Origin of the sequence: Halomonas sp. AOP13-D3-9, assembly GCF_052379125.1 — a bacterium.
GTDB lineage: Bacteria > Pseudomonadota > Gammaproteobacteria > Pseudomonadales > Halomonadaceae > Vreelandella.
The window spans coordinates 92456-114877 of record NZ_JBQSYH010000017.1 but is presented as its reverse complement, the minus strand read 5'-3'; the positions used below and the strand labels follow the sequence as shown (position 1 = coordinate 114877).

The 22422-nt window shown below is 56.7% G+C and carries 18 protein-coding genes; 16 read left to right on the top strand and 2 right to left on the bottom strand.

The window, feature by feature from the left end; genetic code table 11:
* Positions 1 to 8: 8 nt before the first annotated feature.
* Together ACT3UM_RS18480 and map are read right to left on the bottom strand one after the other, a co-directional pair.
* On the bottom strand, positions 9 to 2684 hold the full coding sequence (locus ACT3UM_RS18480; RefSeq protein WP_498901250.1) for a [protein-PII] uridylyltransferase: 2676 nt from the start codon (positions 2682 to 2684) through the stop codon (positions 9 to 11).
* The gene (gene map / locus ACT3UM_RS18475; RefSeq protein ID WP_498901248.1) at positions 2684 to 3475 is read right to left on the bottom strand and encodes a type I methionyl aminopeptidase; all 792 of its coding nucleotides are present in this window, start codon (positions 3473 to 3475) and stop codon (positions 2684 to 2686) included. The genes ACT3UM_RS18480 and map overlap by 1 nt, the downstream gene beginning before the upstream one ends.
* Positions 3476 to 3810: 335 nt before the next feature.
* On the opposite strand from map, the gene rpsB reads away from it, so the two are divergent.
* From rpsB to dnaE, 16 genes are all read left to right on the top strand, one after another.
* Complete coding sequence (rpsB, locus tag ACT3UM_RS18470) at positions 3811 to 4560, top strand: 30S ribosomal protein S2 (protein WP_035576553.1); 750 nt, start codon at positions 3811 to 3813, stop codon at positions 4558 to 4560.
* A gap of 264 nt (positions 4561 to 4824) precedes the next feature.
* Entirely contained in the window at positions 4825 to 5694 is an 870-nt protein-coding gene (gene tsf / locus ACT3UM_RS18465; protein ID WP_498901245.1) for a translation elongation factor Ts, read from the top strand.
* Positions 5695 to 5896: 202 nt separating this feature from the next.
* Positions 5897 to 6670, top strand: coding sequence for a UMP kinase (gene pyrH, locus ACT3UM_RS18460; protein ID WP_498901243.1), 774 nt, complete (start codon positions 5897 to 5899; stop codon positions 6668 to 6670).
* Between the two features lie 4 nt (positions 6671 to 6674).
* Positions 6675 to 7232: a ribosome recycling factor gene (gene frr, locus ACT3UM_RS18455; protein WP_498901241.1), complete on the top strand. Its 558-nt coding sequence runs from the start codon at positions 6675 to 6677 to the stop codon at positions 7230 to 7232.
* A gap of 93 nt (positions 7233 to 7325) precedes the next feature.
* Positions 7326 to 8114, top strand: coding sequence for a polyprenyl diphosphate synthase (gene uppS, locus ACT3UM_RS18450; RefSeq protein WP_498901239.1), 789 nt, complete (start codon positions 7326 to 7328; stop codon positions 8112 to 8114).
* Positions 8107 to 8937: a phosphatidate cytidylyltransferase gene (locus tag ACT3UM_RS18445; protein ID WP_498901237.1), complete on the top strand. Its 831-nt coding sequence runs from the start codon at positions 8107 to 8109 to the stop codon at positions 8935 to 8937. Before uppS ends, ACT3UM_RS18445 begins: the two co-directional genes overlap by 8 nt.
* Positions 8934 to 10130, top strand: a complete 1197-nt coding sequence (gene ispC, locus ACT3UM_RS18440; protein WP_498901235.1) for a 1-deoxy-D-xylulose-5-phosphate reductoisomerase — start codon at positions 8934 to 8936, stop codon at positions 10128 to 10130. The genes ACT3UM_RS18445 and ispC overlap by 4 nt, the downstream gene beginning before the upstream one ends.
* 45 nt (positions 10131 to 10175) lie before the next feature.
* A complete protein-coding gene (rseP, locus tag ACT3UM_RS18435; protein ID WP_498901233.1) occupies positions 10176 to 11534 on the top strand; it encodes an RIP metalloprotease RseP in 1359 nt (452 codons plus the stop codon).
* Positions 11535 to 11634: 100 nt separating this feature from the next.
* Positions 11635 to 13986, top strand: a complete 2352-nt coding sequence (gene bamA / locus ACT3UM_RS18430) for an outer membrane protein assembly factor BamA (RefSeq protein ID WP_498901230.1) — start codon at positions 11635 to 11637, stop codon at positions 13984 to 13986.
* A gap of 90 nt (positions 13987 to 14076) precedes the next feature.
* Complete coding sequence (locus ACT3UM_RS18425) at positions 14077 to 14577, top strand: OmpH/Skp family outer membrane protein (RefSeq protein ID WP_498901228.1); 501 nt, start codon at positions 14077 to 14079, stop codon at positions 14575 to 14577.
* Between the two features lie 53 nt (positions 14578 to 14630).
* Positions 14631 to 15665, top strand: a complete 1035-nt coding sequence (gene lpxD / locus ACT3UM_RS18420; RefSeq protein WP_498901226.1) for a UDP-3-O-(3-hydroxymyristoyl)glucosamine N-acyltransferase — start codon at positions 14631 to 14633, stop codon at positions 15663 to 15665.
* 147 nt (positions 15666 to 15812) lie between these two features.
* Entirely contained in the window at positions 15813 to 16256 is a 444-nt protein-coding gene (gene fabZ, locus ACT3UM_RS18415; RefSeq protein ID WP_498901223.1) for a 3-hydroxyacyl-ACP dehydratase FabZ, read from the top strand.
* Positions 16253 to 17020 carry an acyl-ACP--UDP-N-acetylglucosamine O-acyltransferase gene (gene lpxA, locus ACT3UM_RS18410; protein ID WP_498901221.1) on the top strand — a complete coding sequence of 256 codons (768 nt, stop codon included), beginning with the start codon at positions 16253 to 16255 and terminating at the stop codon, positions 17018 to 17020. Before fabZ ends, lpxA begins: the two co-directional genes overlap by 4 nt.
* A gap of 17 nt (positions 17021 to 17037) precedes the next feature.
* Positions 17038 to 18210, top strand: a complete 1173-nt coding sequence (lpxB, locus tag ACT3UM_RS18405; RefSeq protein ID WP_498901219.1) for a lipid-A-disaccharide synthase — start codon at positions 17038 to 17040, stop codon at positions 18208 to 18210.
* Positions 18200 to 18847, top strand: coding sequence for a ribonuclease HII (gene rnhB, locus ACT3UM_RS18400; RefSeq protein WP_498901218.1), 648 nt, complete (start codon positions 18200 to 18202; stop codon positions 18845 to 18847). The genes lpxB and rnhB overlap by 11 nt, the downstream gene beginning before the upstream one ends.
* A gap of 38 nt (positions 18848 to 18885) precedes the next feature.
* A complete protein-coding gene (gene dnaE / locus ACT3UM_RS18395) occupies positions 18886 to 22392 on the top strand; it encodes a DNA polymerase III subunit alpha (protein WP_498901216.1) in 3507 nt (1168 codons plus the stop codon).
* The last annotated feature ends 30 nt before the right edge of the window (positions 22393 to 22422 follow it).

Below are 22422 nucleotides of genomic sequence, written 5' to 3'. Positions count from 1 at the left end.
GTGCAGGCTCAAACCCCCAGCACCTCAATCAGACGTTCGCGCAGCTGCTGCTGGCGCTCGGGGTCGGTCAGTGGTTCGCCTGCCTTGGTGGTGATGAAAAAGACGTCTTCTACCCGCTCGCCAAGGGTGGCGATTTTGGCCGCGGAAAGCGAGATATCCTGCTCCATAAAGATACGCCCGACCCGGGCCAGCAGGCCGGGGCGGTCGGGGGCGGTGAGTTCCAGCAGGGTGCGCTCATTGGCCGGGTCCTGCTCAATCAGCACTTCGGTGGAGACCTTGAAGTGTTTGAGCTGACGTGGCGTATGGCGCGTGACGATATTGGGATAATCGTCCGGGTCATCGAGCTCCTCGACCAGGTGCTGGCGCATCTCTTCAATATGCGCTGGATCCCGGATTGGCTGACCGTGGCTGTCGAGAACGATAAACGTATTCAGCGTCCAATCGTTATGGGAGGTGGCGATCCGCGCATCGTGGATCGACAGCCCCAACTGCTCCATGGCAGCGGCGGTGGCGGCGAAAAGGTCATCCACCGAGCGGGTGTGGATAAATACCTTGGTGCCGCCTTCGGCCATATCGGCAGTAGGCGCGCTGATCAGTACCAGCGGCAGCGGCGACTGGTTGTGATTGAGAATGCCCTGGGTCTGCCAAACGATTTCGCTGGGCGCGTACTGCAGAAAGTAGTCTTCCCCCAGCGATTCCCAAAGATGATCAATTTGCTCACGATTAACGCCGATGGTTTGTAGCAGCGAGCGCGCTTCCGTGCGCGTTTCTCGCACCCAGTCGTCGCGGTCGGGCGGATTGTTCAGGCCGCGGCGAAGGGCGCGCTTGGTCTCGGCATAAAGTTGGCGCAGCAGCGACGCCCGCCAGCCGTTCCACAGCGTCGGGTTGGTGGCGTTGATGTCGGCAACGGTGAGCACGTACAGGTAGTCCAGGCGCGTTTCGTTACGCACGATCAAGGCAAAATCACGAATCACGTCGGGGTCGCTGATATCGCGTTTTTGCGCGGTCATCGACATTAACAGGTGGTGCTCCACCAGCCAGCTAACCAAGTTGGTATCGTGCAACGAGACGTTATGACGCTGGCAGAACTGCTCAACGTCCCTGGCGCCAATCTCCGAGTGATCGCCGCCGCGACCCTTGCCGATGTCGTGAAACAGACCGGCAATCCACAGTAGATCCAGCTTGGGCAGTTGATGCATGAGGGCTGCAGCTACCGGGAAGTCGTCTTTGGCCTCCGGTTTGCGAAAGCCGTGCAGAAACTTAAGCAGCCGAAGGGTGTGGGCGTCGACGGTGTAAATATGAAACAGGTCGTGCTGCATGAGCCCCACGGCGCGGCCAAACTCGGGCAGGTATTTGCCCAGAATGCCGTAGCGGTTCATGCGGCGTAGCTGGCGCGGTACGTTGCCGGGGGCGCGCATAATGGCCATAAATAGCCGCTGGTGGCGCGGGTCTTCCCGGTAGTGGTCGTCGATCTGGTGGCGATGATCGCGAATTAGTCGGATGGTGTCGGCGCGAACCCCTTCGATTTCGGGGTGCTTGGCCATCAGCAGAAACAGCTCCAGCATCGCCGCTGGCCGTTCGCGGAATAGGTTGCGCGAACGTACTTGGATATAGCCGCCCTTGGTCTCGAAGCGCTCGTTCAACTTGACCGTTTCCAGCGCCTCTCTGCCGCGCAGGATCACTTCGTCGAAATGTTGCAGCAGCATATCGTTGAGGCCCGCCAGCGCGGTGACATGGCGGTAGTAGCGCTTCATAAACTGCTCGACCGCCAGGCGCTCTGGCGTATCGCGGAAGCCAAACATCTCGGCGATAGTGCGCTGGTGGTCAAACAGCAGGCGGTCTTCGGCCCGGTCGGTGAGCATGTGCAGGGCGTAGCGCACCTGCCACAAGAACGCTTGCCCCTGGCTTAAAATGCGCAGCTCGGCGTCGTTCATAAAGCCGTTGGCGACAATGTCGGTGTACTGCTCGGTGCCGAAGTGGCGCTTGGCCACCCAGCCGATCATCTGGATATCGCGTAGCCCGCCGGGGGAGCTTTTGAGATTGGGCTCTAAGTGATACTCGGAGTTGTTGTAGCGGTAGTGACGGGATATCTGCTCCTGCCACTTGGCTTCAAAGAAGCGGTCGGCGGGCCAAATATGCTCAGCGCTGAGGCGTTCGCGCATCGCTTCGCGCAGGCTTTCGGGCCCGGCGATCAAACGCGATTCGAGCAGGTTGGTAATTACCGTGACATCCGCTTCGGCTTCACGCTCGCAGTCGCTGAGCGAGCGCACGCTATGGCCAATCTCAAGGCCAATATCCCATAAAAAGGTGATAAAGGCGGTCAGCGGTTCGCGGTAGGCGGTGTCGTCGTCCTGCTCCAGCAGCAGCAGCAGGTCGATGTCGGAATGGGGGTGCAACTCGCCACGGCCATAGCCACCCACCGCCACCAGGGCAATGCCCTCATCGGGCCACTCATGCTGGGCCCAGGCAATGGCCAGCAGTTGATCCAGGTACCAGGCGCGGCCACGCACCAGGTCGCGAATGTCGGCACCGGCACGAAACTGCTCGTCCAGGCGCGCCTGTAGCTCGCGCAGGGCGGCTTTAAAGGGCGCGACCGGGGAGCGCGAACCGGCAAGCTCGGTGCGAAAAAGATCCAGGTCGTAAAGCGTGGTGTCCGGCTCAAACCGGTGGTGGTGTAAAAGCATCAGTTGGTTAGAAAACTGAAGTCTTCATCACCGCGCGCAGTCAGCACTTCAACACCGCCCTCGGTGACCAGCAGCGTATGTTCCCACTGGGCGGAAAGGCTGCGGTCTTTGGTCACGGCAGTCCAGCCATCGCGCAGCACTTTGGTTTTATAGCCGCCGACGTTAATCATCGGCTCGATGGTAAAGCACATCCCGGCGGCGAGTGTGATGTCAGCATCCGGTGCATAGCCGTCATAGTGCAAGAACTGCGGCTCTTCGTGAAACTCGGCGCCGATGCCATGACCGCAGAAGTCGCGTACCACAGAGTAGCCGTGCTCTTCGGCGTGTTTTTGAATCACCCTAGCCAGTTCAGATAGGCGCACGCCGGGCTTGACCAGCTCAATGCTTTTATACAGGCACTCCTGGGTGATGCGGCACAGCCGTTCGCCCTGGATCGTTTCACCTACCACGAACATCACGCTGGAATCACCGTGGTAGCCATCTTGGGTCTTAACGGTGATATCCAAATTCATGATATCGCCTTTCTTGAGCTTCTTGCCGTCGTCGGGGATGCCATGGCACACCACATGGTTGAGCGAGGTGCAGGTCGCTTTGGGGAAACCATGGTAGTTCAACGGGGCCGGGGTCGAGCCCAGCTCGTTAACAATATAGTCGTGACAAAGACGGTCGATCTCCCCCGTACTAATGCCCGCCTGGATGTGCGGGGTAATCATTTCAATCACGCTAGCCGCTTGGCGCCCGGCTTCGCGCATATGTTCGATTTCAGAAGGCGTCTTGATAGGAACGTTCATGAATGCTCGATATGAATGCAGAGTGGAAAATTGAATGGCGCAATTTAAGACCGTCAAACGGGGTGCGACTTCATCTTGGCAATGATCTATGGTATAAAGCCGCGCGCTTTCCTGCAATCGTGATTCCGAGCTTCTTTGTTGGCTGGGTAGCACGCTGAAGGGCGAGGCGATGAATCTGTAGTGTGCCACTAAGGGGCGTACTACTTAACGACCAAGCCTTAAAAACACACATGCACCGGCACATGGTCCCGGGTGCCGCTGGCAGCGTCTAACGTCGTCAACGGTCGGATCCATGGGGTGCGTGGAGGCCTAACCCGAGTTTTAGGAGTTTTACCATGTCTCACGTTAATATGCGTGACCTGCTTAAAGCAGGCGCTCACTTCGGCCACCAGACCAAGTACTGGAACCCGAAGATGAGCAAATTTATCTTCGGTGCGCGTAACAAGATTCACATCATCAACCTTGAGCACACCCTTCCGGCGCTGAACGAAGCGATCGATGTGGTCGAGAAGATGGCGGCATCCAACAACAAAATATTGTTTGTTGGCACCAAGCGCAGCGCTAGCAAGGTAATTAAAGAAGAAGCGAACCGTGCCGGTCAGCATTTCGTCAACCACCGCTGGTTGGGCGGCATGTTGACTAACTTCAAGACCATCCGTCAGTCCATTAAGCGTCTGCGTGATCTTGAAACCATGCGCGAAGACGGTACGTTCGAGAAGCTGACCAAGAAAGAAGTCTTGATGGCGACTCGTGAGCAGGACAAGCTTGAGCGTTCTATCGGCGGTATCAAGAACATGGGCGGCCTACCGGACGCACTGTTCGTGATCGACGTTGACCATGAGCGCATCGCGATCAACGAAGCCAACAAGCTGGGTATCCCGGTTATCGGCGTGGTGGATACTAACTCCAACCCCGATGGCGTTGACTACGTAATCCCCGGCAACGATGACTCTATCCGCGCCATCCAGATCTACGTAAAAGCGATTGCGGATGCCTGTGGCCGTGCCAAAGCAGGTAACGCTGAAGAGTTCGTTGAAGTGACCGAAGAGGCCGCTGCAGCTGAAGACAACACTGCCGCCGAGTAATCGCAGCAGTGGGTGCGGTGAGCAGGTGTGCCGCATCATGATAAAAGAGAGGGGGCTATGCCCCCTTTTTCCCGCTACAGGCTTTCCGCTGTAGGTTTTTGTACTGCAGGTGAAGCGTTTAGGCGGGACGAATTTGCCGGCTGCTCAATGCCGGCCCCGCAATGCAGAGAGACATAGGGCAGCGTGATACATGATGGTCATTTATCATGCCTATACTCTGTGTTGCGTTTAACTCTCATAGAACCATTTCAGAGGTGAATTCTCATGGCAGCTATCAGCGCCTCTCAGGTCAAGGAACTTCGCGAACGTACCGGTCTCGGCATGATGGAGTGTAAAAAAGCACTCACCGAAACCGACGGTGATATCGAAGTTGCGATTGAAAACCTGCGTAAAAGCTCCGGCCTAAAAGCGGCGAAGAAAGCCGATCGTATCGCCGCAGAAGGTGTAGTAGTAACGCGCGTAGCGGAAGACGGCAGCTACGGCGTAATGGTTGAAATCAACTCCGAGACCGACTTTGTGGCTCGTGATGACAACTTCATCGCCTTTGCCGACAAAATCGCCGGTGCTTTCTTCACCGCGAAAAGCGAAGACGTTGCCGCCGTGATGGCGGGCGAGCTTGAGACTGCTCGCGAGCAGCTCGTTCAGAAAATCGGTGAAAACATCGGTGTGCGTCGCGCCATCGTCGTTAACGCTGCTGACGGCGGTCTAGTCGGCGAATACGTTCACGGTGGCCGCATTGGCGTTCTTACCGTGTTGACCGGCGGCACTTCGCAAGTTGCAAAAGACGTTGCGATGCACGTGGCGGCGATCAACCCTGCGGTTGCGCATCCTGCCGATATGCCCCAAGAGCAGTTGGATCAGGAAAAAGCGATTATTCTGGCACAGCCGGATATGGCCGGTAAGCCAGAGCAAATCGCTGAGAAAATGGTGCAAGGCCGCTTGAAAAAATATTTGGCAGAAAACAGCCTGACCGAGCAGCCGTTTGTGAAAGACCCGAACCAGACCGTTGCTGAGTTCGTCAAAGCAGCGGGCGGCGAAGTGGTTGGCTTTACGCGCTTTGAAGTTGGCGAAGGCATCGAGAAAGAAGAAGTCGACTTTGCTAAAGAAGTTATGGAACAGGCTGGCCGTCGCTGAGGTCAGAGGTTTCAGAAAGAAGATGGCGTGCGCGCGAGCGCACGCCTTCGCGTATCCGGCCCCTGTATAAATAATGCTGTATCCGGCCCCTGTATAAATAATGCTAGTATAATCGGCCCCGATGTAGCGGGTTTATACACTGGTTTTATACCAAGGGGCTGCCCCGCCTGCCTGTTTACAGGTTTGCCTCAGGAGAGATGCCATGTCGAGTGATGTTCAAGAGCCTACCCCCCATGTAGCACCCAGCAAAGCCGCGGGTACCAAGTCAAAATACAAACGTATTTTGCTCAAGCTTTCTGGCGAAGCGTTAATGGGGGAGCACGATTTTGGTATTGATCCTAAGGTACTTGACCGCATGGCGCTGGAAATCGGCCAGCTTGTCGGTATTGGGGTGCAGGTAGGTATCGTGATCGGTGGTGGTAACTTGTTCCGCGGTGCGGCACTCAACGAGGCTGGTATGGACCGTGTCACCGGTGACCATATGGGCATGCTGGCCACCGTAATGAATGCGCTGGCGATGCGTGATGCGTTAGAGCGCTCCAATATTCGCTCGCGAGTGATGTCGGCTATCCCGATGAGCGGCGTGGTAGAACATTATGACCGGCGTACCGCCATTCGTTACTTAACCTCAGGAGACGTCGTGCTGTTCTCTGCGGGCACAGGTAACCCCTTCTTCACCACTGATTCTGCCGCCTGTTTACGCGGTATTGAAGTGGACGCCGACGTGGTGATTAAAGCGACCAAAGTCGATGGCGTCTACAATAAAGACCCGGTAAAACATCCGGATGCGGTGAAGTACGAGCAGCTCTCTTACGACGACGCCCTGGATCAAAAACTGGGCGTTATGGATTTGACCGCTATCTGCCTGGTACGTGACCATAATATGCCGGTGCGGGTATTTGATATGAATAAGCCTGGTGCCCTGCTGAATATGGTCGTAGGGGGCAAGGAAGGCACGCTGATATACAGAGGGTAATGACGTGATCAACGATATTAAGAAAGATGCCGATTCGCGCATGCAAAAAAGCGTTGAGGCGCTGAACAGTAATTTTAATAAAATTCGCACCGGCCGTGCTCACCCGAGCATTCTGGATGCAGTGACGGTGGATTATTACGGCAGCCAGGTGCCGCTGAGCCAAGTGGCGTCGGTCAACGTTGAAGATGCTCGCACGCTAACGATTGCACCTTGGGAGCAAGGCATGGTGCAAAAGATCGAAAAGGCCATTATGACCTCTGATCTGGGGCTTAATCCCGCCAGTGCAGGTAACGTGATCCGTGTGCCGATGCCGATGCTTACCGAAGAGACCCGCAAAGGTTACATCAAGCAGGCGCGTAGCGAAGCTGAAAACGCCCGCGTGGCCGTGCGTAACGTCCGTCGCGATGCTAACGGCGATTTCAAGTCATTATTAAAAGATAAAGACATTACCGAAGACGATCAGCGTGAAGGCGAAGATGCGATTCAAAAGCTGACCGATAAGTACATCGCTGAGATTGATAAAGCGCTGACTGCAAAAGAGCAGGATCTCATGCAGGTATAACCCTGTGCTTTATTCGGCCGCGGGCAGCTTAGGCTGCCCGTTTTGCCACACTCTGGCTGGTTTTTTTATGATTGATCTTTGGTGCAAGAATCCATGACGTCTCCGCAGCTTCCTGAACAACAGCCGGACGACGCCTGTGCGCCTTCTCTGGCCGGGGAAGCCCCGCCGTCTCATGTTGCCATTATTATGGATGGCAATAACCGCTGGGCGCGCGCGCGTGGGCTTTCAGGGGTGCGCGGACACCGGGCCGGAGTGGAAACTGTGCGTGCGGTGATTCAGCGGGCCGCCGAGCGCGAGGTGCAAACTCTCAGCCTGTTCGCCTTCTCCAGCGAAAACTGGAAACGTCCGGCCGCAGAGGTCAATGCGCTGATGGAGCTGTTTTTGATGGCGCTCAAGCGTGAAGTCAAAAAGCTCAATGAGCGTAATGTCCGCCTTTCGATCATCGGCGAGCAGCGCGGTTTTTCCCATGCCATCCAAAAACATATTCAGCGCGCTGAAGCGTTAACGGCGGACAACACGGGCATGCACTTGGTGATTGCCGCCAACTATGGCGGCCAGTGGGATATCGCACGGGCGGCACGCAGCTTAGCCGAGCAAGTAGCAGCGGGGGAGTTGGCCCCTGATGCCATCGATGAAGCCTGCTTCGATCAAGCGATGGGGATTGATAGCGTGCCTCCGGTAGATCTGTGTATACGTACCAGCGGTGAGCAGCGGTTATCCAACTTTATGCTTTGGCAGCTGGCCTATGCCGAACTGCACTTTTCCCCGCTGCTATGGCCCGATTTTGGTGCGGAAGCCTTTGACGCGGCATTAAACGACTTTTGTCAGCGCCGTCGACGCTTTGGCATGACGGACGAACAAATAGAGGCGCAGGGTGCTTAAACAGCGGATTATCACCGCAGCCTGGCTAGCACCCCTGGTGTTGGTTGGCCTGTTTGGTCTAGACGGCAGCGCTTTTGCGCTATTTACGGCGCTGATGGTGCTGCTTGCCACCTGGGAGTGGGCTAATCTGGCGGGTGTTATCCGCACGGTGCGGCGTGCCCAGCTAGTGGCCGTGATGGCAGCACTGATGCTAGCGATGTGGCTGACCGGTGCCGCCACAGCGATATGGCCGCTTTGGCTGGCCGCCGCTGGCTGGCTGGTGAATCTCTACTGGGTAACCCGCTACCCTGCTGCCGGGGAGCAATGGCAGGCTACCGCCCGACGCTTAGCGATGGGCCTGTGGGTGCTGTTGCCCTGCTGGGTGGGGTTTAACGTTCTGCGTGATATTGGTATGGCTTGGCTGCTGTTTGTGCTGTTGCTGGTGTGGTGCGCGGATATTGGCGCCTACTTTGTAGGGCGTAACTGGGGTAAACGCAAATTGGCCCCCCACGTGAGCCCTGGTAAATCATGGGAGGGCGTGTTCGGTGGCTTAGCGGCGACCGCGATCCTGGCCATCCTCTTCGCGCTGTGGCTGCAGTTGGGCCTAGTTGGCGGCATTACTCTGATGCTTATCACCGCCGTGGTCACCTTGGCTTCTGTGCTAGGAGATCTGCTGGAGAGCATGCTCAAGCGCTACCGTAATATCAAAGACTCAAGCCAACTGCTGCCTGGCCACGGTGGTGTGATGGATCGCATTGATAGTCTTACCGCGGCGATCCCGCTATTTGCGCTTTTCTATGTGGAAGTCCTTGTTGGGGTATTTGCCAAGGTGCCGCCGGTATGAGCCAATCATCGCTACAACGCGTGACAGTGCTGGGGTCGACAGGCTCTGTCGGCACTAGCACGCTGGATGTGATTGGTCGCCATCCTGATCGCTATAGCGTCCATGCCCTGACCGCGCACACCTCGAAAGAGGCCCTGTTGGCGCAGTGCCTAGCGCACCGGCCTGCGGTCGCCGTGCTCAATGATGAAGCCGATGCCGCTTGGCTACGTCAAGCGCTTGAGCGTGCTGGCCAGGCAACCGAAGTGAGCGCAGGCCCCCAGGCGCTGTGTGAGGTTGCCCGGGACGCGAGTGTCGACTGCGTGATGGCGGCCATTGTCGGCGCAGCGGGCTTGCTGCCTGCGCTAGCGGCTGCTGAAGCGGGTAAGCGCGTGCTGCTGGCCAATAAAGAAGCGCTGGTGATGAGCGGCGCACTGTTTATGGAGGCCATTTCCCGCTCGGGGGCGACACTGCTGCCGATTGATTCCGAACATAATGCCATTTACCAGTGTCTACCTGCGGAGCATCGCGGCGGACTGGCCAGACACGGCGTCCGTCAGCTGCTGCTAACGGCCTCGGGAGGGCCGTTTCGAACCTGGAGTCAGGCTGATATTAACAATGTCACCCCCGAGCAGGCCTGTGCTCACCCGAACTGGTCAATGGGGCGTAAAATCTCGGTGGATAGCGCCACGCTGATGAATAAAGGGCTAGAGCTTATCGAGGCCTGCTGGCTATTTGATGCCACGCCCGAACAGATCCAGGTAGTGGTGCACCCGCAAAGCGTGATTCACTCCATGGCGGCGTATCATGATGGCTCGGTGATTGCACAGTTAGGTAATCCCGATATGCGCACCCCCATTGCCTACGGGCTAGCATGGCCAGAGCGCATTGACGCCGGCGTCGAAACACTGGATCTTTTTCAGGTAGCCCGGCTCGATTTTGAAGCGCCCGATGAAGTCCGCTTTCCCTGCTTGGGACTTGCTCGTCAAGCGATGCAGCAAGGCGGTATGGCGCCGGTTGTGCTCAACGCGGCCAATGAAGTCGCGGTAGACGCCTTTTTGCAGCGTCGACTCGGCTTTACCGCGATTGGGCAGCTGGTGGCCGACGTCCTATCGGGCCCCTATCAGGGCCGGGTCGACAGCCTTGACAGCGTATTGGCAACCGATCAATGGGCGCGGCAGCAGGCGTTTAAACTGATAACAAGGTGGTCCGCTTAAGCATTCGCTGAGCTGGTCGTTAGTGCGGGGCGTTAAGGAGAGAATGTGGGCCTAATACAGAATATTTTAGCGGTCATTGTGGTGCTGGGCCTGTTAGTAACCTTTCACGAGTTTGGCCACTTTTGGGTGGCAAGACGGTGTGGGGTGAAAGTGCTGCGTTTTTCGGTAGGGTTTGGCAAGCCGCTATGGTCACGGGTTGACCGCCAAGGCACCGAGTATGCGATAGCCGCGATTCCGCTGGGTGGCTATGTCAAAATGCTTGATGAGCGCGAGGCACCGGTACCGGAAGATCAGCTCGACCAGGCGTTTAACCGCAAGACCGTGTGGCAGCGCATTGCGATTGTGGCGGCAGGCCCCATCGCCAATTTTTTGCTGGCCATTGTGGCCTACTGGGCGCTGTTTGTGGCGGGCACTACGGTGGTGTCGCCGATGGTGGGCAGCGTTGCGCCTGACTCGCCAGCCGCCGAGGCCGGGCTCGCTAATGGCGATGAAATTGTCGCCATCCAGGGCGATGAGATGCGTTCTTGGGAAGATGTTAACCTCAAGTTGGTGTCGATGATTGGTTTTAGCGGTGAGTTGGATATTGACGCCCGTCCCGAAGGTGCGAGCAACTCCCGGCGTTTTGGCTTATCGGTCACTGATTATTTGGTTCGCCAAGACCCGCCGCAGCCGTTGCAAACGCTGGGTATTACCCCTTGGCAGCCAGAATTTCCGGCTGTCTTGAGTCAGGTCGTCAGTGGCGAGGCCGCCGAACAAGCGGGCCTCAAACCGGGCGATAGGATGGTGGCGATTAATGGCGAGCCGGTGGATGATTGGATGCACTTCGTTAACATGGTGCGCAGTAGTCCAGGTGAAACGCTGCGGCTCACTTATGAGCGAAATGGCGAGCAGTCGAGTGTTGACTTAACCCCAGGGCGCAACCGCTTGGAAAACGGGGGGGAAATTGGTTATATCGGCGCCGGTGCCGAACCAGTTGAGTGGCCGGCAGCGTTTCAGCGTGAAATCCGTTACGGGCCTATTGAAGCGGTAGGTCAGGCTGTTTCGCGCACTGGAGCGATGACGCTCTTGACCTTAGATGCCATACGCAAAATGTTTGTGGGGCTGATCTCGCCTTCCAATTTGTCCGGGCCAATCACCATTGCGCAAATCTCTGGTGACTCGGCCCGAGCAGGGGTAGAAGCGTTCGTTGGCTTTCTAGCGTATCTTTCTATCAGCCTTGGGGTACTAAACTTATTGCCCATCCCTGTGCTCGATGGTGGTCACTTGCTTTATTATTTTATGGAGGTCGTGCGTGGACGGCCAGTATCTGAAAAGACTCAAGCCGTAGGATTGCGCATCGGGCTTGCCATGGTCGGCACCCTGATGTTGATGGCCCTCTATTTTGATCTGATGCGCCTGTGGTAATGACGCGTGTAGCGCGCAGGATGCCTTGTCATCTGCCTGCACAAATGTATATGGTGCCTTTCTGGAATGATCGGCAGACCAACGCGAGCGAATTGACTGCATGAAAATCAAGACCCTTGGAATGGCGGTACTCTTGCTGGCAGGCGCCAGCGGCGCCCAAGCACAATCCTTTGATGTTTCAGACATTCGAGTGGAGGGACTGCAGCGGGTATCCGCCGCCTCGGTCTTCAATGCATTTCCGGTGAGTGCCAACGAGCGCGTCAGCGAACAACAGTTGGCCGACGCTGCCCGTGAATTATTTGCCACAGGGCTATTTGACGATGTCTCGTTAGCGCGCGAAGGCGATGTGCTGGTTATTCAGGTCGTCGAACGGCCAACCATTGCGCGGCTACAGATCAGTGGCAACGATCAGATATCCGAAGAGGACCTGCGCAACGGCTTGCGTGAGTCGGGGCTCTCTGAAGGCCAGGTACTAGAGCTCTCCACGTTGGAAGAAATTCAGCGCGAGCTGGAAGGTGTTTATCAGTCGCAAGGCCGTTACAGCGCCAGCATCGATACCGAAGTTGAAGAGATTGATGAGGGCCGCGTTCAGGTCAATATCAATATCAACGAAGGTGAAGTGGCCAAGATTCGACAGATTAACATTGTCGGCAACGAAGCCTTTGATGATGAAACGCTCCGCGAAGTGTTCGAGCTAAATGACCGGCCAGGGCGTATTTTCGGCTGGTTCTCTAGCGACGAATACTCCCGTGAAGCGCTTTCAGGTGATATTGAGCGACTGCGCTCATTCTACTTGGATCGCGGCTACGTCAACTTTGATGTGACCTCGACTCAGGTATCGATCGGTCCGGAAAAATCCGAGATCTTTATTACCCTCAACATCGATGAAGGTACTCAGTATCGGGTTGGCAATATTCGGTTTGCGGGTGATTTACAGATCAGCGAAAACGAAGCGCGCCAACTGCTCACTGTCAAGGAAGGTGAGATTTTCTCCCGCGGCGATGTGAATGCCTCTACCGAAGCGCTGCGTCAGCGTTTAGGTGCCGAGGGCTTCGCCTTTGCTGACATTCAGGGCGTACCTGAAATGGCAGATGACGGTGAAACGGTCGATCTGGTGATTGCCGTCAATCCTGGTGAGCGCGCCTACGTGCGACGTATCGAGTTCTACGGTAATACGACAACTCAGGATGAAGTGCTGCGCCGTGAAATGATTCAGCTAGAGGGCGCACCCGCCTCAACTGAAGCCATTACGCAATCGCGCCAGCGTCTTGAACGCCTCGGCTTCTTTAGCCAAGTAGAGGTAGATACCCAACCGGTACCTGGCGAGCCGGATTTACTCGACGTTACTTATAACGTCGAAGAGCAGCCCTCCGGCTCGGTCTCTGCAAGCGTAGGTTTCTCCCAGAGTGCCGGGGTTATTTACGGTGTTGGGCTATCGCAGAATAACTTCCTGGGTACGGGTAACCGTGTCAATGTGGGCGCGCAGCGCAGCGATACGTTTACCAGCGTGAACTTTGGCTTTACCGACCCCTACTGGACGCTGGATGGCATTTCCCGCGGCTATAACCTGTTCTACCGCGAAACCGACTACGCCGATTCAGATATTTCGACGTTCTCAACCGATGCTTACGGCGCCGGTATTAATTTCGGCTACCCCATTAGCGAGCTGTCGCGGCTTAACTTTGGTGCCAGCGTTGAAGATCTAACGGTGAAAACCTACTTTGACACGGCCTCTGAAATTCGTCGTTATGTGCAAGATCAGGGGGAAGATGCGCAAAGCCTGAAGTTAACGGCCAGTTGGACGCGTAATAACCTTAATCGGGGTATTATGCCGACCGATGGCAGCTATCAGCGCCTGTCGCTGGAAACCGGCGCGCCGGGCAGTGATTCGGAGTACTACAAGCTGCGTGCGCGGGCTCAACAGCTATTCCCGATTAACGATGACGAGTCCTGGGCATTCAAGTTTACCGGCAACGTTGGCTATGCCGATACCCTGGGTGGCAACGATCCCTTCCCCTTCTATGAAAACTTCTACGCCGGTGGTCTTGGCTCGGTGCGTGGCTTTACGTCGAATACGCTGGGGCAGCGCACCACGCCAGCTACCGAAGGTGGCCGTGACCGCACCCTGGGCGGTAACGTGTCCATAGAAGGCAGTGCCGAGATCATTTTCCCGCTGCCGTTTGTTGAAGATCAGCGCGCGCTGCAGACATCGCTATTCTTGGATGGCGGTAATACTTTCTTGAGCTCTTGCTACGATGTGCTCGCGGAAGATGCTGGCCGCCAGCAGTGTAACTCTGGCGTTGATCTAGGCGATTTGCGCTACAGCGCCGGTATCGGCCTCTCGTGGCTGACGCCAGTGGGGCCGCTGACCTTTAGTATTGCTGAACCCTTGAATGATGAGAGCGGTGACGATACTCAGTTCTTCCAGTTCTCGTTAGGACAAACGTTCTAAGCGACCGTTGTTCTAAATCGCAACCGTGCTAATTTTGCTAGATCGCGTGCCATGGCGGTGTGCGCTAGCGTGACCTAAGGAGATAATATAATGCGTAGGCTAACAGCGATGGTATGCCTGTTGGGCGCGATGATTTTGCCCGCTCACGCTGCAGAAGTAGCGGTGTTGGACTGGCGAGCAGCACTGATGAACACCCAGTCCGCACAAGCGTCTATGAGCAGCCTGGAAGGGCAGATTGGCAATCAGCAGCGTGAAGCGCAGAACCTGGGTAATGAGCTCCAGCAGTTACAGCAGCGTTTGCAGAACGAAGGCGAAACCATGGCCCAGTCTCAGCGTGAGTCGCTAATTAGCGAGCTACAAGAGAAGGGCAGCCGTTTTGAGCAGCTCCGTCAGGAAGTGATGCAGGCGCAACAGCGCTCTGAGCAGCAGTTTTTACAAGGCGCTGAACCGAAGCTGCAGCAAGCCGTTGAACAGGTGTTAGAACGTCGCGGTATTGATGTGTTGGTTGAACCCCAGGGCGTACTGCACTCAGGGGTGGATCTGCCTAATGTGACCGACGAAGTCACGCAGATTTTTGATACCTTGAACTAAACTTAATTGAAGAATGGCGTGGCCTGGCCACACCAATGCTTCCCTGGGTTCCCATGACGCACGCTTCTCATCACCTTACCCTCGCAGACATTGCGCGCCAATTGGGTATTGCCGTTAGTGGCAATGCCCAACAGCCGATACGTGGCTTGGCAACGCTAAAAGAAGCGCAGCCGGATCAAGTGGCTTTTCTGGCCAACCGCGCCTATCTCAAAGATTTGGCGACGACCCAGGCAGCAGCGGTGTTGCTGCACCCTGAACATGGCAAACACTGCCCGGTAGCGCGTTTGGAAATCGAGAACCCTTACCTGGGCTATGCCAGGCTATCGCAGCTGTTTGACCCGCTGCCTGCCCGCGATGTCGTTGGTATTCATCCCACGGCGGTTGTGGCGGAAGGTGCTCAGCTAGGCGCCGATGTCTGTATTCAAGCGCACGCCGTGATTGAAGCGGGCGTAGTGCTGGGTGATCGGGTAGTGATTGGGGCAGGCAGCGTGGTGGGGGCCGACAGCATTATCGGTGAAGCAACGCGTCTGCATGCCAATGTCACTGTGTGTCACGGTGTGGTGGTAGGCAAACGAGTCATCCTGCAAAGCGGCTGTGTGATTGGCGGTGACGGCTTTGGTTTTGCTCACGACGGTGCCGGCTGGCATAAAATCGCCCAGTTGGGAGGCGTTGTCTTGGGCGATGATGTTGAGGTGGGCAGTTGCTCAAGCATTGATCGTGGTGCGCTGGGTGATACGGTGATTGGTGATGACGTCAAAATCGATAGTCAGGTACAAATTGCCCATAACGTCATCATTGGCGATCACAGCGCGATAGCAGGCTGTGTGGGGATTGCTGGCTCTACCAAGGTAGGCAAGCACTGTATGTTAGGTGGCGGCGTGGGTTTATCCGGCCACCTGACCATCTGCGATGGCGTTCAGGTGACGGGTATGAGTTTAGTCACTAACTCAATCCATGAGCCGGGGGTCTACTCATCAGGTACCGGTGCCATGGCTAACGCCCAGTGGCGGAAAAATGCGGTGCGTTTTAAACAGCTTGATGATATCGCTAAGCGCTTGGCGAGATTGGAAAAAAAGCAGCGCAATTAGTGAGTGCTGAATGAATTTTACCTGCTGCCGGTTTGAGGCTAGATAGTCGCGGGGTATAATCCACAGCCTTTTAGCCAGCGGAGTGCTGGTCTTTGCCTGACTCATTTCAAGAGTTCCAGGTGCTTTGTTATTTTAGAGGTCGCTACGATGGTTATGGATATCAATGAGATTCGTGAGTACTTGCCCCACCGCTACCCGTTTTTGCTGGTGGATCGAGTAACGCAATTAACCATCGGCGAATCTATCGTTGCATATAAGAATGTCAGCATTAATGAGCCGTTTTTTAACGGCCATTTCCCGCACCACCCGATTATGCCCGGCGTGCTGGTGATTGAAGCCCTGGCCCAGGTATGCGGCATTCTCGGTTTTAAAACGGTCAATAAGCTACCTGCCGATGGTTATGTTTACTATTTGGTAGGCACTGACAAAGTACGCTTTAAGCGCCCGGTAATGCCGGGTGACAAGCTCACTTTAGAGGCCGATGTGATTAAAGGTAAACGGGGTATCTGGAAATTTGCATGCCGCGCTTCGGTTGACGGCGAGCTGGCCTGCGAAGCGGAAATTATTTGTGCCGAGAGGAAGGTGGCTTGATACATCCTACTGCCCTGGTCGACCCAACGGCGCGCCTTGCCGACGACGTTGAGGTAGGCCCTTTTAGCATTATTGGCCCCGATGTCACGATCGGCGCGGGTTCAGTGATTGGCCCCCATGTGGTGGTTAAAGGCCCCACCACGCTGGGTGAGCGCACGCGTATCTTTCAGTTTGCCTCGGTAGGTGAAGACTGCCAGGACAAAAAATACGCAGGCGAGCCTACACGGCTAGTCATGGGCGACGATAACGTCATCCGCGAAGGCGCCACGATTCACCGTGGCACCGTCCAGGATCGTAGCGAAACCACCATTGGTTCGCGCAACCTTTTGATGGCCTACGTGCATGTCGGCCATGACTGTGTGATTGGTAACGACTGCATCTTGGCCAATCAGGTCACCCTGGCTGGCCACGTCACCGTCGGCGACCATGCTATTTTGGGTGGTTTGGCGGCGGTGCATCAGTTCTGCCATTTTGGTGATCACGCCATGGCCGGTGGGGGCTCGATTATTACCAAAGACACCCCCGCCTATATCATGATTAATGGCAACCCGGCGGAAGCGCGTGGCCTTAACCTGGTGGGTTTAAAGCGCCGAGGCTTTAGCCGCGATGCAATCAGTGCCTTAACCGCTGCCTATAAAATGGTCTACCGCCAAGGGCTAACCACCGAGCAGGCACTGGTCGAAATGCGTAGCCGTTTTGATCTGCCTGAAATCGAGCATTTTGCCGCCTCTATTGAGCGTTCGACCCGCGGCATTACCCGCTAACCCATGCTGATCTGTCTATGACCCTGCAACGCGTCTACCTCGTGGCCGGAGAGCTATCCGGCGATATTCTTGGCGCTGGGCTGATGCGCGAGCTTAAAGCACGCCATCCCGACGTCGAGTTCCGTGGCATCGGCGGCCCACGCATGCAGGCAGAGGGCATGGAGAGCCGCTTTCCTTTAGAGACACTCGCGGTGATGGGGTTGGTTGAGGTGCTTAAGCATCTCCCCGAATTGATCCGTGTACGGCGTACTTTGAAAGCCGAGGCGTTAGCCTGGCAGCCTGATATTATGCTGGGTATCGATGCACCAGACTTCAATCTAGGCCTGGAACGCCAGCTTCGCGAAGCGGGGATCATCACCGCCCACTACGTGAGTCCTTCCGTATGGGCGTGGCGCCAGGGGCGGGTAAAAGGCATCGCCAAGTCGGTAGACGGTATGCTGACGCTGCTGCCTTTTGAGGCTGCTTTCTATCGTGAGCATCGGGTGCCCGTCGCTTTTGTGGGCCACCCTCTGGCAGACGAAATGCCGCTGGAAAATGACCGTGTTGCCACCCGCCATACGCTGGGCCTGCCGCCCGATAGCCAGGTGTTGGCGCTGCTGCCTGGCTCCCGAGCCAACGAAATTCGTTTTCTGGGCGATACCTTTCTTGCCGCCGCCGCACAGCTTTGCCAGCGCCACCCTGCGCTGCAGGTGGTGATTCCCGCAGCTACCGCTGATCGCCGCCATGAAATTAGCGCGCTGCTGGCCAACTACCCGCAGCTGGCCGCGTGCACGACTCTGCTGGATGGTCATGCCCGCGAAGCGATGGTAGCCAGCGATATCGTGCTGCTGGCCTCGGGGACCGCCGCGCTGGAAGCCATGCTGTGTCACCGCAGCATGTTAGTGGCTTACAAGATGGCCCCGGCCACCCACTGGCTGGCCAAGCGAATGGTCAAAACCCAGTGGGTATCATTGCCGAACTTGATTGCCCAGGAAACGCTGGTGCCCGAACTGATCCAAGACGCCGCCTCGTCGGAGGCCATTGCTGACCAGCTCAGCGCCATGCTGGCGGACGCAGACAGTCGCCGTGCCTTGGAAGCGCGCTTTGCCGAGATGCACGCCACGCTTCAGCGCAACGCCAGCCGCCGGTCCGCCGAGGCGATTAGCCTGTTGGCCGCGGGCCAGCCGTTGGGAGATGTGTATGCCGATTGAGCGCTGGGCGAGTAAGCAATGGTCTCTTGAGCATAAGGATTTTCCAATCCTTGAGATTGCCTATAGCGGCGAGCGACTGGCAGGGATTGATGAGGTAGGGCGTGGGCCGTTGATCGGCAGCGTAGTGGCGGCTGCCGTGATTCTGGATCCCGCTCAGCCGATCGACGGTCTGACCGACTCTAAAAAATTGACGGCGCGAAAACGTGAGGCGCTGGATAGTCAGATTCGTGAGCGGGCGTTAGCCTTTGCCGTAGCAGAAGCCAGTGCTGCTGAAGTAGATACACTGAATATTTACCACGCCACCCACTTGGCCATGCGTCGCGCCATTGATGCGCTGGCGCCCGCGGCGGAATATCTACTCGTTGATGGTAATAAATTACCGGGGCATCCGTTGCCCGGCCAGGCCGTGGTGAAGGGCGATTCACGCCACTGTGCCATTGCTGCGGCGTCGATTTTAGCTAAGGTCGCTCGCGACGCGCAGATGGTCGCCTTGGATGAGTGCTATCCTGAGTATGGATTTGCGCGCCATAAAGGCTACCCGACCAAAGAGCATCTGGCGGCGCTTGCCGCTCACGGGCCACTGGCCGACCATCGTCGTAGCTTTGCGCCTGTGCAGCGTCAGTTGGCGCTGCTTTAACGTATTTTTTCTTCACCTAGCGTTTTGCTGAGAGTCCCATGACGGTTCCGTTCGTTCATTTACGTTTGCACAGTGAATACTCCCTGGTCGATGGCTTAGTGAAGCTAAAATCGCTGGTCAGCACCACGGCTGAACGGGCGATGCCAGCGCTGGCCTTGACCGACGAAGCCAACCTGTTCGGCCTGGTGAAGTTCTACAAAGCCGCCCAGGGTGCGGGGTTGAAGCCGATTATTGGCAGCGATTTATGGCTGCACAATCACCATGACGAGTCGCACCCCTATCGGCTAACGCTGCTGGCGATGAACGACGTGGGCTATCGCAACCTGACCGAGCTGATTTCCAAGGGCTGGACCCACGGTCAGCGCCAGGGGCGCGCGATTCTTGATAAACAGTGGGTGCTGGAACAGAGCGAGGGCTTGATTGCGCTTTCCGGCGCACGGGAGGGTGAGATTGGCCGCCACCTGTTGTCTGACCATGAAGAGGACGCACGGTTGCTGCTGCAAGAGTGGCAGGCGGCGTTTCCCGAGCGCTTTTATCTGGAGCTGATTCGCACCGGACGACCACTGGAAGAAGCCTGCGTTCACGCCAGCGTCAAGCTGGCCATTGAAACAGGCACCCCTGTGGTGGCGACCAATGACGTGCGCTTTCTTGAGCGGGACGATTACTGGGCCCACGAAACCCGCGTGGCTATCGGCGAAGGCAAAGCGCTGGACGACCCTCGCCGTGAGCGTCGCTACACCGAAGAGCAGTATCTAAAAAGCCCTGACGAGATGGCGGCGCTGTTCTCGGATATTCCCGAAGCGCTGGAAAACAGCGTGATGATCGCCGAACGCTGCAGCGTTAACGTTCGCTTGGGCGAGATTTTCCTGCCCGAGTTCGGCATTCCCGAAGGTATGACCCAGGACGAGTTCTTCCGTAAGGTTTCCCACGACGGTTTAACCGAGCGGTTGGATTTTCTGTTTCCCGCCGAGCGCTACCCCCGCGACAGCGAAGAGTATCAGGCAATCGATCAGCGTTACCGCGACCGGCTGGAGTTCGAGCTCAACGTTATTATCCAGATGGGCTTCCCTGGTTACTTTCTGATCGTGATGGACTTTATCCAGTGGGCCAAGGACAACCGCGTGCCGGTAGGCCCAGGGCGGGGCTCCGGTGCCGGTTCGCTGGTAGCCTACGCGCAGAAGATCACTGACTTAGACCCGATTGGTTACGACCTGCTGTTCGAGCGCTTTTTGAACCCTGAACGTGTCTCAATGCCTGACTTTGACGTCGATTTCTGCATGGAGAAACGCGATAAAGTCATTGAGTACGTGGCCGAGCGCTACGGGCGTAACGCGGTTTCTCAGATTGTCACTTTTGGCACCATGGCGGCCAAGGCCGTGGTGCGTGACGTGGCTCGCGCCCAGGGGCGCCCTTACTCGTTGGGTGACAAGCTCTCCAAGCTGATTCCCTTTGAAGTGGGCATGACCCTGGCCAAGGCGATTGAGCAGGAGCCAGCGCTTAAAGAGTTTATCGGCAACGACGACGAAGCCGAAGAGATTTGGGAGATGGCGCTTAAGCTAGAGGGCACCACTCGCGGTACCGGTAAGCACGCCGGTGGCGTAGTGATTGCCCCCACCAAACTGACCGACTTTTCGCCACTGCTCTGCGATGAAGATGGCTCCGGTCTGGTGGTTCAGTTCGACAAAAACGATATTGAAGAGGCGGGGCTGGTCAAGTTTGACTTTTTGGGCCTGCGGACGCTGACGATTATCGACTGGGCTTTGGAGATGGTCGATAAAGTGCGCAGCGTCAATGGTCAGGGGCCGCTCAAAATCGAGAGTATCCCGCTGGACGACGCGCCCACCTTTGAGATGCTCAAGCGCGCCGAAACCACCGCGGTATTCCAGCTCGAATCCCGCGGCATGAAGGAGCTGATCAAGCGTCTGCTACCCGACTCCCTGGACGATATGATCGCCCTGGTGGCACTGTTCCGCCCCGGCCCGCTGCAGTCGGGCATGGTAGACGACTTTATCAACCGTAAGCACGGCCGGGCCGAAGTCTCTTATCCTCACCCGGATTACCAGCATGAGCTGTTGAAGCCGGTCTTGGCGCCCACCTACGGTATTATTCTCTACCAAGAGCAGGTCATGCAGATCGCTCAGGTCATGGCGGGCTACAGCCTTGGTCAGGCCGATATGCTACGCCGGGCCATGGGTAAGAAAAAGCCCGAAGAGATGGCCAAGCAGCGCGACGGCTTTATGGAGGGCTGTGCCGCCAACGGCATCGATAAAGACCTGGCCGGTAACATCTTCGACTTGGTGGAAAAATTCGCCGGTTATGGCTTTAACAAGTCGCACTCGGCCGCCTACGCACTGGTTTCTTACCAAACTGCGTGGCTAAAAGCCCACTATCCGGGGCCTTTTATGGCTGCCGTTATGTCCACGGAAATGGACAATCTGGATAAAGTGGTACCGCTGATTGAGGAGTGTCGCAACCTCAAACTCACCGTGACGCCGCCGGATGTCAACGTGGGTGGCTACAAGTTCACCGTGGATACCGATGCCCGTGTGGTCTACGGCCTGGGCGCAATTCGTGGCGTGGGTGAAGGGCCCATTGGCGCCATTGTGGAAGCCCGCGAGTCAGACGGCCCGTTTAAGGATATCTTCGACTTCTGCCGCCGTATGGATCCCAAACGGATGAATAAGCGCACCCTGGAAGCGCTGATTCGCTCCGGCGCGCTGGATACCATAGGCCCCAATCGGGCGGTGCTGTTTGCCGCCATGGAAGACGCGCTAAAAGCCGCCGCGCAGAACCACACCAATCAGAATCTCGGCATGCTGGATATGTTTGGGGATGCGTTCGCCGAGGCCGAAGAGGGCGACAGCGACGTTTACGCCGAGTATATCAACGCCCGTGAATGGACCGACCGCGAACGGCTCTCAGGAGAGAAAGATACCCTGGGACTCTATCTCACCGGTCATCCGATCGATGAGTACGAGCGTGAGTTAAAGCGCTTTGTGTCGACCCGAATCAGTGATTTAAAACCTTCTCGTGACCCTCAGCGGGTGGCGGGGTTGGTGGTTGGTGTGCGCACCATGAAGTCAAAGCGCGGCGATACCATGGCGTTTATCACCCTGGATGATCGCACCGGACGTATTGAAGCCTCACTGTTTGGGGAGCTATTTGAGCAACTGCGCGGTCAGATAGAGGCCGATCAGGTATTGATCGTTGAGGGCGAAGTCTCCAGCGATGAATTTTCCGGTGGCCTGCGCCTGCGCGGTAAAGACGTCACGCCGATGGTGACGGCGCGTATTCGCTATGGCCAGGCGGTGGAGCTGGCGCTGGATGCAGGGCAGATCAATGGTCGCTTAATTGAAACCCTGCGCGACAGCCTGACGCCCTATCGCGATCAAGAGGGCTTGCCCGTTCGCTTGCAGTACCGCCACCCAGCGGCGGTGGCGTGGCTGGAGCTGGATGATGAGTGGAAGGTCGCCCCCAGCGACGATTTACTGCTGGCGCTGCGGGATGTCCAGGGCCAGACAGGGGTGCAACTCCGTTATCGTTAAAAGACGCTAGGTTAGGTAGTCAACTTGCGT

Excerpts from the sequence above, each read along its gene's own strand:
- uppS (WP_498901239.1), top strand. The coding sequence starts at position 7,326 with ATGACGTCTCCGCAGCTTCCTGAACAACAGCCGGACGACGCCTGTGCG.
- lpxD (WP_498901226.1), top strand. The coding sequence starts at position 14,631 with ATGACGCACGCTTCTCATCACCTTACCCTCGCAGACATTGCGCGCCAA.
- ACT3UM_RS18425 (WP_498901228.1), top strand. The coding sequence starts at position 14,077 with ATGCGTAGGCTAACAGCGATGGTATGCCTGTTGGGCGCGATGATTTTG.
- lpxB (WP_498901219.1), top strand. The coding sequence starts at position 17,038 with ATGACCCTGCAACGCGTCTACCTCGTGGCCGGAGAGCTATCCGGCGAT.
- tsf (WP_498901245.1), top strand. The coding sequence starts at position 4,825 with ATGGCAGCTATCAGCGCCTCTCAGGTCAAGGAACTTCGCGAACGTACC.
- pyrH (WP_498901243.1), top strand. The coding sequence starts at position 5,897 with ATGTCGAGTGATGTTCAAGAGCCTACCCCCCATGTAGCACCCAGCAAA.
- fabZ (WP_498901223.1), top strand. The coding sequence starts at position 15,813 with ATGGTTATGGATATCAATGAGATTCGTGAGTACTTGCCCCACCGCTAC.
- ACT3UM_RS18480 (WP_498901250.1), bottom strand. The coding sequence starts at position 2,684 with ATGCTTTTACACCACCACCGGTTTGAGCCGGACACCACGCTTTACGAC.
- rpsB (WP_035576553.1), top strand. The coding sequence starts at position 3,811 with ATGTCTCACGTTAATATGCGTGACCTGCTTAAAGCAGGCGCTCACTTC.
- bamA (WP_498901230.1), top strand. The coding sequence starts at position 11,635 with ATGAAAATCAAGACCCTTGGAATGGCGGTACTCTTGCTGGCAGGCGCC.
- rnhB (WP_498901218.1), top strand. The coding sequence starts at position 18,200 with ATGCCGATTGAGCGCTGGGCGAGTAAGCAATGGTCTCTTGAGCATAAG.
- ispC (WP_498901235.1), top strand. The coding sequence starts at position 8,934 with ATGAGCCAATCATCGCTACAACGCGTGACAGTGCTGGGGTCGACAGGC.
- map (WP_498901248.1), bottom strand. The coding sequence starts at position 3,475 with ATGAACGTTCCTATCAAGACGCCTTCTGAAATCGAACATATGCGCGAA.
- dnaE (WP_498901216.1), top strand. The coding sequence starts at position 18,886 with ATGACGGTTCCGTTCGTTCATTTACGTTTGCACAGTGAATACTCCCTG.